Annotated in this window: 10 protein-coding genes; 7 read left to right on the top strand and 3 right to left on the bottom strand. The window is 47.2% G+C overall.

Going from position 1 to position 11724, the window contains the following annotated elements:
• Nucleotides 1–219 precede the first annotated feature (219 nt).
• From B0475_RS04270 to B0475_RS04240, 7 genes are all read left to right on the top strand, one after another.
• Complete coding sequence (locus tag B0475_RS04270) at nucleotides 220–1161, top strand: ABC transporter ATP-binding protein (protein ID WP_077410371.1); 942 nt, start codon at nucleotides 220–222, stop codon at nucleotides 1159–1161.
• Complete coding sequence (locus B0475_RS04265; RefSeq protein WP_077410369.1) at nucleotides 1158–1892, top strand: ABC transporter permease; 735 nt, start codon at nucleotides 1158–1160, stop codon at nucleotides 1890–1892. The genes B0475_RS04270 and B0475_RS04265 overlap by 4 nt, the downstream gene beginning before the upstream one ends.
• Before the next feature lie 2 nt (nucleotides 1893–1894).
• Nucleotides 1895–3745 (top strand): GldG family protein, encoded by a 1851-nt coding sequence (locus tag B0475_RS04260; protein WP_077410365.1) that lies wholly within the window; start codon nucleotides 1895–1897, stop codon nucleotides 3743–3745.
• Nucleotides 3738–4706 carry a DUF4340 domain-containing protein gene (locus B0475_RS04255; protein ID WP_077410362.1) on the top strand — a complete coding sequence of 323 codons (969 nt, stop codon included), beginning with the start codon at nucleotides 3738–3740 and terminating at the stop codon, nucleotides 4704–4706. The genes B0475_RS04260 and B0475_RS04255 overlap by 8 nt, the downstream gene beginning before the upstream one ends.
• The gene (locus B0475_RS04250; RefSeq protein ID WP_077410359.1) at nucleotides 4699–5082 is read left to right on the top strand and encodes a DUF423 domain-containing protein; all 384 of its coding nucleotides are present in this window, start codon (nucleotides 4699–4701) and stop codon (nucleotides 5080–5082) included. The genes B0475_RS04255 and B0475_RS04250 overlap by 8 nt, the downstream gene beginning before the upstream one ends.
• Before the next feature lie 221 nt (nucleotides 5083–5303).
• Complete coding sequence (locus B0475_RS04245; protein ID WP_077410357.1) at nucleotides 5304–7136, top strand: DUF1800 domain-containing protein; 1833 nt, start codon at nucleotides 5304–5306, stop codon at nucleotides 7134–7136.
• 21 nt (nucleotides 7137–7157) lie between these two features.
• Nucleotides 7158–8441 carry a DUF1501 domain-containing protein gene (locus B0475_RS04240; RefSeq protein WP_198538106.1) on the top strand — a complete coding sequence of 428 codons (1284 nt, stop codon included), beginning with the start codon at nucleotides 7158–7160 and terminating at the stop codon, nucleotides 8439–8441.
• Here the strand turns inward: B0475_RS04240 and B0475_RS04235 are convergent.
• Genes B0475_RS04235 through tdh form a run of 3 tightly spaced genes read right to left on the bottom strand, consistent with a single transcriptional unit; the run spans nucleotide 8438 to nucleotide 11467 of the window.
• The gene (locus B0475_RS04235) at nucleotides 8438–9268 is read right to left on the bottom strand and encodes a polysaccharide deacetylase family protein (RefSeq protein WP_077410353.1); all 831 of its coding nucleotides are present in this window, start codon (nucleotides 9266–9268) and stop codon (nucleotides 8438–8440) included. The genes B0475_RS04240 and B0475_RS04235 overlap by 4 nt on opposite strands.
• Before the next feature lie 3 nt (nucleotides 9269–9271).
• A complete protein-coding gene (gene kbl / locus B0475_RS04230; RefSeq protein WP_077410351.1) occupies nucleotides 9272–10438 on the bottom strand; it encodes a glycine C-acetyltransferase in 1167 nt (388 codons plus the stop codon).
• A 6-nt stretch (nucleotides 10439–10444) separates the two neighbouring features.
• Nucleotides 10445–11467: an L-threonine 3-dehydrogenase gene (gene tdh, locus B0475_RS04225; protein WP_077410349.1), complete on the bottom strand. Its 1023-nt coding sequence runs from the start codon at nucleotides 11465–11467 to the stop codon at nucleotides 10445–10447.
• Nucleotides 11468–11724 lie beyond the last annotated feature (257 nt).

Raw genomic sequence — 11724 nt, 5'->3', positions numbered from 1 at the left:
CAGGATTAAGCTGAACAGCCAGTCCATGGAGTTTTCTTTGGATTATTAATCAGCTGCTCTTGAAATATCAATGAGGGCCACTATGATTCGAAAGTTAAATGGCTCAAAATTCTGAACCGTTTCAGGATTTACTCATTATTAAAGTGTGACGATGCAGCGGGTTCAGGACAACAACTGAACGTGGCTTGTGTTGTCTTGTAGATGGAGAATTAAACAGTCATGATTGAATGTTTGCATTTAAGTAAGAAGTTTGGCCAATTTACTGCAGTGGACGACCTCAGTTTCACTGCTCAAAAAGGCCAGGTTTTGGGTTTTCTGGGTCCCAATGGAGCTGGAAAGTCCACCACCATGAAAATGATCACAGGCTTTCTTGAGCCCACATCAGGGCAAATCAAAGTTTGCGGTACTGACATTGCTGAGGATCCGATCAGGGTCAAACAGAAAATCGGCTACTTGCCGGAAGGAGCGCCCAGTTATGGCGAAATGGAAGTGGGGCAGTTTTTGTATTTTGTCGCCGCCATGCGAGGCATTGAAAAAGACCTGATCAGGGCAGCAGTGGAATCTGTGATTTCACGTGTCAACCTGGAAAAGGTGTATTACCAGAAAATAGAAACCCTTTCCAAGGGATTCAAGCGTCGGGTGGGGCTGGCACAGGCCATCATTCATGACCCAGAGGTGTTGATCATGGATGAACCAACAGATGGTCTGGATCCCAATCAGAAACATCAGGTCAGATCACTGATCACCGACATGTCCAAAGACAAAACCATCATTTTGTCTACTCACATTTTGGAAGAAGTGCATGCGGTCTGTGACCGGGCCATCATCATTGCGGGAGGCCAGTTGGTTGCTGATAACACACCTGCAGAAATGGAAGGCATGTCACGATACCACCATGCGGTTAGTTTTGTGTCTGATTTAGATACTGAATTACTGAATAAAATCAAAGGCATGGATTGCGTACTTGATGTCACTTATGATTCCAGACTCAAAGAAACCACGGTGTTTCCCACGCAAGGGTTGTTTATTTTTGATGAAATCAGTGAATTTTTACGCAAACAATCCATTCAGGTGAAAAGCCTGAAAATGGAAGCGGGTCGCCTGGATGAGGTGTTCCGCAACATCACCCAGGGACAAAATGAAAGAGAGGTGGTTAAATGACTACAATCAAACCAATCATCAAACGTGAGTTGCAAAGCTATTTTGCCACTCCCATAGCTTATGTGTTCATTGTCATTTTTCTGATTATGAGCGGGGTATTTGCTTTTTATTTTGGCAATTTATATGAACGCGGACAGGCTGATTTGATACCGTTTTTTAATTTTCACCCCTGGTTATACCTGTTTTTGGTGCCGGCTGTTTCTATGAGGATATGGTCAGAAGAACGCAACAGTGGCAACATTGAATTGTTGATGACCCTGCCTGTGAAAAAAATGGATTGGGTGATGGGCAAATATTTTTCAGCCTGGTTGTTCATTGGTCTGGCTCTGGTGCTGACATTTCCCATGGTGATTTCCATCAATTACCTCGGTGATCCGGATAATGGGCTGATCCTGGCCAGTTACCTGGGAAGCTTTTTACTGGCCGGCGGTTTTCTGGCCATAGGTGCCTGTATTTCTGCGGCCACCAAAAACCAGGTCATTGCCTTCATTCTGACGGTGGTGGTGTGTTTCCTGTTTCTGTTATCAGGATTTCCGATGGTGTTGAACTTTTTTAAATTGTTCATGCCTCAAATCATGGTTGATGCAGTGGCTTCAACCAGTTTTCTGACACATTATGACTCCATCACCAAGGGCGTTCTGGACCTGGGTGATCTGAGCTATTTTGCCATCACCATTGGACTTTGGCTGTATGCCACTTCTTTGATTATTGACATGAAAAAGGCGGATTGATCATGAAAAAACAAGCACACAAGACTCAATTATTGATTCTGGCGGCCATTTTTTTACTGTCGTCAGTCGTCATCAGTCAAAGCGGATTGTTTTCCAGACTCAGGGTTGATTTAACAGAAAACAACTTGTTTACCCTCAATCAGGGGACCAAAAACATCCTGAGCAACATTGATGAAACAATACACTTGCGGTTGTTTTATTCTGACGAAGCCACCGAGAACATTCCTTTGTTAAGAACATATCACCGACAAGTCGTTGATTTTCTTGAGGAGCTTGAGCGGTATGGTGATGGTAAGCTGAAGGTGACACTGATTGATCCGGTGTCTTTTTCAGAGGAAGAAGATCAGGCTTCCCAGTTTGGGCTGCAAGCACTGCCAGTCGGTGAAGGGGGTGAAAATGTGTTCTTTGGATTGGCCGGAACCAACGCCCTTGATCAGGTGGAGGTGATTCCATTCTTGCAACCTGATAAAGAAGCCTTTCTGGAGTACGACGTGGCTCAATTGATTTACAACCTGAATCATCCCGATAAACGCACCATTGGGGTGATGAGTGAATTACCATTGCTTGGTTCCTTTGACCCACAACTGGGTCAGGTACCAGGGCAGATCATGTTTGAGCAGCTCAAGGAAATGTACGATGTACAAACTGTTGCCACCAGTTCGACAGATTTCAGTGAAATTGATTTACTGTTATTGGTTCATCCTAAAAACCTGACCTCAGAAACCCTGTTTGCAATTGATCAGTTTGTCATGGATGGTGGTCGTCTGATGGTCTTTGTCGACCCCATGGCTCAGGCGGAAGAAGTGCCTGCAGACCCACAGAATCCGATGTCCCAGTTGCAAGCTGACCGCAGTTCCGACTTGCAGGTGTTGTTCTCCGTCTGGGGTGTTGGTTTTGATCCACAACAAGTGGTGCTGGATACCCAGCAAGCGATTTCAATTCAATCACCTCAAGGGGAGGCAATCAGACATCTGGGTATCAATTCCTGGGTGAAAGACAACCTCAATGAAGAGGACATTGTGATGCTGGATTTATCAGCAGTCAATACCGCTTTGGCCGGTACATTGGTCGCTGAAGAAGGTCGGCTGACCCCTTTGCTGACCACTTCACGGCAATCCATGCTGACACGCAGTGACCCCATGTCATTGCTGTTTAATCCAGCTGGCTTGTTTCAGAATTTTCAGGCTGATGATCAGCAACACGTGATTGCGGCACGACTCACCGGTGCGGTTAATACCGCATTTCCTGATGGTATCGGTGATGTAACGGCAGAACAGGTCTTACAAGGCAATGAACAACCGAATGTGGTTATCTTTGCGGATGTGGATGTGTTGTTTGATCGGATGTGGGTGCGAGCTCAAAACTTCTTTGGCCGGCAGATTTATTCTAATTTTGCAGACAATGGTAGCCTGATCAATAACCTGATTGACAATTTGACAGGCAGTGCTGACTTGATTCAGGTCAGGGCCAGGGGTACTTCAAACCGTCCTTTTGATAAGGTCCAGGATATCCAGCGGGTGAGTGAACAGAAATACCGCGAGACGGAAAATCAGTTGCTGCAACAGTTGCGTGAGACAGAAGCTAAATTGAATGAATTGCAACGCAGCAAAGGGCAGGAGAATCAGCTGATCATCAGTCAGGAGCAACAACAGGAAATCGCCAGATTTAAACAACGTAAGCTGGAAGTTCGTAAAAGCTTGCGGGAAGTGAAAAGAAACCTCAATAAAGACATTGAAGCCCTGGGCAGTCAATTGAAATTCATCAACATTGTTCTTTTGCCATTGTTGCTTACCCTGGTGGTGGTATTCATGTCGTGGAGAAAGTCAAAAAGAAAGGAGCGTCAATATGGTTAATAACATGAAAGTTTTGTTGGGTATATTGATTGTGGTTGCTGGGTTTGCTTATTTCGTTATTCAACAACAATCACCTGATCAGGCAGCTGAGCACAGCGCCCTGGTTCCGGAATGGCAAAGTCAGCCTGAAGCGGTCAGTCAGATCAGTAGAGTGGTGCTGTCGCAAAATGGAGAAACCATGGAACTGACTAAAGCGCAAGACCATTGGATTCTGAACGGTGGGTTTTATGCCAATATGGAGCCATTGTTCAGTTTGCTGCAGTCAATGAAAAATGCCCGCATTGTTGAAGTGAAAACAGCCAATCCTGAGAACCACCAACGCCTGGACCTGGCTGATGATGACCTGCGGGTCAGTCTCTACAAAGGAGATGAGCTGGTCAAAGCGGTGCAATTGGGTAAAGCTGGCACAGCAGGAACACAGTTTGTGAGAATGGCTGAAGAAGACCAGACATATTTGGTCGAGGGGCTTAAGCCAGTGGTTTTCAATGAAGATTCCTGGACCTTAAAAACCGTATTGAATATACCTGCCGAACAAATCAACGCAGTGCAGATACGACCTCATGAGGACAAGCCGTTCAAGGTCACCAGAAACCCTGAAGATAACCAGTGGGATATTCAGCCACTGGATGAGCAGGAGCAGTTAAAGGACGGCGTAAGCCCTGAGGTGTTGTCACAAGGGTTGACCAGGCTGATGATTGAATCAGCAGAGCAGGTCGATGTGTCTGCGCTGACACCTGTGGTGACCCTGGATTATGCGTTGGTTGATGGGTCATCGATTCAGCTGAATGTTTATCAACAAGCAGATGACTATCAATTGAACATCAGTGGCAGTCAATGGTCCCATTATGAGCCATGGCTGATGACCATTGCTGAATATAAGTTCACCGCATTGAACAAAACACTGAGTGATTTCACCGAACTGAAAACCGAACCTCTGACCATTGAGGAAGAAGGTGAATAAATCATCCATCTTGCTGATTGTGGCAGCGGTCTATGGTTTGACCGCTGTTGCTCTTGGTGCGATGGGCCAACATGCATTCGGACTGGTTCCGGGAACCCGTGAATCACTGTTATTCCAGCACGCTTATACATACCAACTGATACATGCCTTATTGCTGATTTGGGTGGCCAGTCAGTTTGATCAGGGGTTTTGGGTGCGATCAGCAGCGTATGCATTGATCCTTGGGGTATTGATGTTTTGTGGCGGCCTGTATTTATTGGTGTTTGCCGGTAAAACGGCCTTTTCGTGGGTCACTCCGGTCGGTGGGTCGCTGATTATTTTGTCCTGGCTTAACCTGGTGATACATGGATTTAAACGTCTGAAAAAAAAGCCCTGATGGTTTTTATTAGCTCCTGTTTTGCGGGTATTCAATGGCAGACAATTTTTGTCACCAGCAGATTTCAGTTCCTGGCTTTGCTGTTTTTGTGGCAAGCCAGATTTAATTTATCGTTAATCGGTGACTCTTCAGCTGATGAGCTGTGAAAATATGAGACCGTAATCACATTAATTTTGTGGCGCATTTTTAAACTGAATTCAAGTCATTTGAATTGAGTAGCCATGAAACAAGAATCTAAACACAGGAGACAGCTGGTGGCAGCTGGTCTGGCAGCGGCCGCTTTGACAGCGGTTCCCGGGGCCAACCGGGCTGCGTCACAGTCAACACCCAGCAGCTCCGGAACCCCTCGTAACACCCAGGCAACACCAACTGGTATCCGTGCAGTACCGCTGCCACAACAATCTTTTGCACACATGGTATATGCCCGTTTGGGCTATGGCATCACTCCCGGGGAGTTTGATGAATCCAGCTTTGCGGCTTTGCCAGGTGCCACGAATGCCGATAAATTGTCTCATTTTGTGGATCAGCAATTAGCCGGTGGTAACGATGTTGAGGTCAATGCCAGAATAGCCGATGCTGGCAATTACGTGACCCTGAACAAGTCTTTGGTTCAAATGTGGAGTGATCACCATGTGAACTCCGGTTCCGGATTGATGAGCTCTTCAAGGCCCATTTATGAAATGAAGCGTTTGAAATTCCTGCGGGCTGCTTACAGTCTTTTTCCTTTGCAGGAACGCATTGCTGATTTTTGGCATGATCATTTCAGCCTTGATGGTGATGATTATTATGCCCGGTCAACCATGACCAGTTGGGATCGTGATGTGATCAGGACCCACATGCTTGGTAACTTTAAAGATTTTCTGATTGATACGGCCCAACACCCTGCGATGCTGTATTACCTCGATAATTATAACAATTCAGATTCCGAACCCAATGAGAACTATGCCCGTGAGTTGATTGAATTACACACCCTGGGTGTGGAAAACTATTATGGTTTGGCCCAGCAGCATGAAGTGCCGCAAATTCAGGTCAGTGACTCTGGTGGGCCATGGCCAGCCAGTGGCATGATTCAGGAGTTTTACGTCGACAGTGATGTCTATGAAGCCACTCGTTGCCTGACCGGCTGGCGGGTCAATGATTCCAGCAGCCTGGGCGATACGGGCGAGTTTATGTATGATGATAACCGTCATGACCGCTTCCAGAAATCTGTGTTGGTGGGTGGCTTTGCCAATATTCCGGCCAATCAGCAAGTACAGGATGGTTATGACCTGATCGAACTGCTGGCTTATCACCCCGGTACCGCCAAACACATTGCTGGTAAATTGGCGCGCTTTTTCATCAGTGATCAGCCACCACAAAATGTGATTGATGATGTGGCGACTGTTTTTTACGACAACCGCTATGCCGCTAATCAACTGGAATTGGTATTCAAAGCATTATTCAACCACGCTGAATTTGCCAACCCAACTTACTGGCAGTCCAAGTTGAAGCGGCCTTTTGATTCGGTGGTTTCTGCCATGCGGGCCTGTCAGGCTGATTTCACAGTTAAACCAGATGACGATAACAGTAACACCCTGGAATACCGCATGGATGACACCGGGCATTTTCCTTTTGAGTGGCAGGCGCCTGATGGGTATCCTTCCGCTTCAGGTTATTGGATGAGTTCCACGGCACTGATCCAGACCTGGAAAACCATGGATTGGTTGATTGACCGCAATAATTCTGGTGTTTATTTGTGTCCAATCAGGGTTGAAACACTGGCTGAATACCAAAATCAGCAAGCCAATCTGACACCGGAAAATTTGATTGAGTTCTGGATGAGCAAAATTTTTGATCACTCACCAGCAGGTGGCTGGTCTGGTGACCCCGTGTTTGAGTCAATCATCAATTTCATGATTCAGCAACCATCTGACGGGTCTTATCCGCCCTGGCAAAGGAATCTGACCATTCCATTTGACGACCTGGAAGACAACAACTGGCCTTATCGCTGGCATGAACGCCTCAGAGGTATGATCAGCCTGATTCTGGCATCGCCTTATTTTATGCAACGTTGAAGGAGCACACTGATGACAAATATGAAACGAAGAACATTTTTACAGTCAGCAGCGTTGCTGAGTGCCTTTTCTGGCGTTAAAGTGGCTCGCGCCGGTGGTTCGGCGCCATCCAGTCAGCCCATCATCATTGATTTGTTCATGCGAGGTGGGATGGATGGGTTGAATGTGGTGCCGCCCTGGTCAGGTCCCGACAGAACGGTCTATGAGCAAATCAGACCCAATATTCAGGTTCCTTTGCCAGGTGCCAATATCACCAATCCGGTATTGGACATTGGTGAAGTCTTTGGCTTCCATCCGGCTGCCAGTGGGTTGAGAGATCTGTATTTATCTGGTGATCTGGCAATTATTCATGGCACTGGTTTGCCACAGAATAATGTAACACGCAGTCACTTTGATGCCATGAAACTGGTTGAACTGGGTACCCCAACCAGTTTGAGTACGGTGGATGGCTGGTTAACCAGACATTTGAACAGCACACCGCAAATCACTGGCAATGAAGTGATTCCGGTGTTGGTTTCAGCGGGTTCAAACCCCATCAGTCTGCAATCATATTACAACGCATTGACCGTCGATCAAGTCAGTGGTTATCACCCCAACTCAGGACAATTTGAGGCACAACATGCGGCTTCAATTGCTGACATGTATGCCGGTAACAGCGCCCTGGATTTGTCTGTTTCGGGAGCCATGGACACATTGGCCATTATCAATGAACTGGATTTGGATAACTACACCCCGGCAGGTGGAGTGACTTATCCTGATACCAGTTTTGGTGATCAACTGTCTTTGATAGCTCAACTGATCAGAGCAGATCTGAATATCAATGTGGCCACCGCAGACTTGGGTGGCTGGGATACCCATAACGGCCAGGGTGATGGTGGGGGTGGCTTTTTCTTCAACAAAGTGACTGACATGTCAGATTGTGTTGCAGCCATGTACAATGACCTGAAAGCTGCGGGTCTGGCTGATCAGGTAACCGTGGTGATTCACAGTGAATTCGGCCGTCGTGCCAGACAAAACGGAGAGGGTGGTAGTGGTACTGATCATGGCTCCGGTAACATCATGCTGGTGCTTGGTGGTCGGGTCAACGGTGGCCAGTCATATGGTAATTTTGCCGGACTTTCGAATGATGATTTGTTTGATGGTGAAGACGTGTCTCCGGAAATTGATTACCGTCAGGTATATTCGACCATAGTCAAAGAAGTGTTGGGTAATCCAAATCTGGATCAGGTGTTCCCTGGTTATAACAACCATGTGTCCATGGATTTTGTGCCATCTGATATGATTTTCCGTGGTGGATTTGACTAATCAGTAATACCCAGAACCAGTTGGGTGAGATCAGCTGTGGACTGCCAGTGCAGTCCACAGACAAACCGCGGTAAACACCAAGGGTTAGAGTCCCGAGTCACCGCTTTGGGATCACAACTGAAAGCACCAGTCAGCTGGTGCTTTTGTTGTTGTTCAGGGAGGTATTGTTTGATCAGGTATTCATTGTATTGACCAAATGGGAAGCAAAATAATTGGCAGTCCAGGCCAGTGTTTTTGGTGATTTGCTGTCCGGCAAACAGTATTTGCTGATCAGCCAGTGTCTCACAATTGATGTTTCTGAAGTCTGCCTCGCGGTGATCATAAATGGCAGGATGCCGGTGGTCCCAAGAGTGATTTTCTATACTGAACAGTGGGGAATCACTGGCTGCTTTCCACCACTTATCTGACATCAATTGCTGGCCCTCTAATGAATGAGACTCAATGGCTCGTCTGGCTTTGGGTGATGCAATGACAAAACTGGTGAGGTGCGCATGGGGTTGACGTTCTTTACCCACCTCGTCGATGAAGGATTGCAGTATCTGAAAAAAACCTGGTTGTTGACCCTGGTCAAGAAAATTTCCGGATTCATAATCAAGATTGAGGCCATCATCACAGCTGATGGCTACCAGTTTGCCATTATTCAGTTCACCCAAGTTGCGCTTTCCCTGTACCCATTCAGCCACCCACAACAGCGGTATGACCTGAAAACCATGTTCATGAAGGGTGTTCAGGTCTGTTTTCAGCGCCGTGTGGTCATTTTCAGCATAAGCAGTGCCGGTGATGTTGTTGGCATGATAAGTGAGAACCGGTATGCGCAGCCCTTTCATGGTTTACACAAATTCTTTTTTTACCTGGGCAAAGGCATCCAGGGCGATGTCCAAGTCGTTCTGCGAGTGGGCGGCAGAAATTTGCAGCCTGATCCGGGCTTTGCCTTTTGGAACCACCGGATAACTGAAGCCAATGCAATAAATGCCCAGCTCTAGTAAGCGATCAGCCATGTTCTTAGCCAGTCTGGCATCACCCAGCATGATAGGTGTGATCGGATGATTGTCACCAGATACGGTGTATCCAAGTTCAACGATTTTTTTTCTGAAATAAGTGGTGTTGCGTTCCAGTTGGTCACGCAATTCAGTGGACTCATTGAGAATGTCAAAGACTTTGATACTGGCAGCTACCAATGGTGGGGGCAGGGTGTTGGAAAACAGATAGGGCCTGGATCGTTGGCGCAGTAATTCAATGATTTCTTTTTTGCCCGTAGTGAATCCGCCTGAGCCACCGCCAAGGGCTTTACCCAATGTTGAAGTGAACACATCCACTTTGTCCATCACGCCATCCAGTTCAGCAGATCCCCTGCCGGTGGCCCCGATAAAACCGGTGGCATGTGAGTCATCCACCACAACCATGGCGTCATATTGTTCAGCCAGATCGGTGATGGCTTTCAGGTTGGCGATGGTGCCATCCATACTGAACACACCGTCGGTGACGATCAGGCGTTGTTTACAATCCTGAGTGGCTTTCAGCTTTTCTTCCAGTTCAGCCATGTCATTGTTTTTGTAGCGATGGCGCTGGGCTTTGCAAAGCCGCACGCCATCGATGATAGAAGCGTGGTTCAGTTCATCACTGATCACGGCATCCTCTTGATCAAGTATGGTTTCGAATAAACCGCCATTGGCATCAAAACAGGAGGTGTAAAGGATGGTGTCACCGGTGCCAAAGAATTGGCTGATTTTATCTTCCAGTTCTTTGTGTAAATCCTGGGTGCCACAGATGAATCTGACTGAGGCCATGCCAAAACCATGGGTATCAAGGGCTTTTTTTGCGGCCTTTATGATCGCTGGATGATCAGCCAGTCCCAGGTAATTATTGGCACAAAAGTTGATGACTTTCTGACCGCCGGGCAACTCTATGTGTGAGGATTGGGGGCTGGTGATGATTCGCTCACTTTTATACAAGCCTTCATCTTTTATGTCTTGAATGATTTCTGAGTAATTTTTCATGGTGCATCAGCTCCAGCTACAGACAACTTTGCCACACTGGCCAGAGGCCATCAGGTCAAATCCTTGTTGGAAGTTGTCGATGTGAATTTCATGGGTGAGGGCTTGTTCCAGAGGAAAGCCTGATAACAGTAATTGAGTCATCTTGTACCAGGTTTCATACATTTTCCGACCAGTAATGCCTTTCACTGACAGGCCTTTGAAAATGATGTTGTCCCAGTTGATCTGAGTGCTGTCAGGTAACATCCCCAGCAAGGTGATTTTTCCCCCATTGTACATATTGTCGAGCATGTCGTTGAATGCCATCGGGTTGCCGGACATTTCCATGCCAAGGTCAAATCCAGTGATGTTCATGTCATGCATCACTTCAGAAAGTTTTTCCCTGGTCACATTGACGCAGCGCGTGGCGCCCATTTTTTCGGCCAGTGACAGGCGGTAATCATTGACGTCTGTGATGACCACATTACGTGCACCGACGTGTTTACAAATGCCAGTGGCAATGATGCCGATGGGTCCGGCCCCGGTAATCAAAACATCTTCACCAACCATGTCGTATTCAAGTGCACAGTGTGCGGCGTTACCAAATGGATCGAAAAAAGCCGCCAGTTTCGATGGTATGCTGTCAGGCACCGGCCATAGATTTTGTACTGGCATGGTGAGGTATTCCGCAAAAGCTCCGTTTCGGGTTACGCCGATGCCTTCAGTGTTGGGGCACAGGTGAGGTGTGCCGGCTCGGCAGTTGCGACAGACGCCACAGACGATGTGACCCTCAGCACTGACTCGCTGGCCAACTTCATATCCGGTTACTTCGCTACCCATATCAACAATGTGGCCAACAAATTCATGGCCGATAACCAGTGGTGGTTTGATGGTTTTGGCAGACCACTCATCCCATTTGTAAATGTGTAAGTCGGTACCGCATATGGCGGTTTTTTCGACTTTGATCAGGACATCGTTGTGCCCCATTTCCGGCATGGGTACTTCATCCATCCAGATGCCCTCTTCAGGGCGTTTTTTGACCAGTGCTTTCATGTGTTTGTATTCACTTTCCCGGCCGCTGAAGTGGTTCAGGCGGCATGATTAATGATGGAATGACCCCGGTGTGTCATTCACGTACGGTTACCAAAAATGAAGGTGGCTGTGGTGATCATGTCGAGTGATCAAACATTCATCCGGCTGGATTGCTGGTGCTTGGGTATGTGGATCAATTCATCAATGGTACCTGATGGGATTTACACACCTGGATTTCATCAGCAGCCTAACTTGACCAGATCGGCGGCAGAGCAAAT

Source organism: Marinicella sediminis, assembly GCF_002000055.1.
Taxonomy (GTDB): Bacteria; Pseudomonadota; Gammaproteobacteria; order Xanthomonadales; family Marinicellaceae; genus Marinicella; species Marinicella sediminis.
Note: the sequence above shows the minus strand (reverse complement) of the source record. Positions and strands in the feature narration are given on the sequence as shown.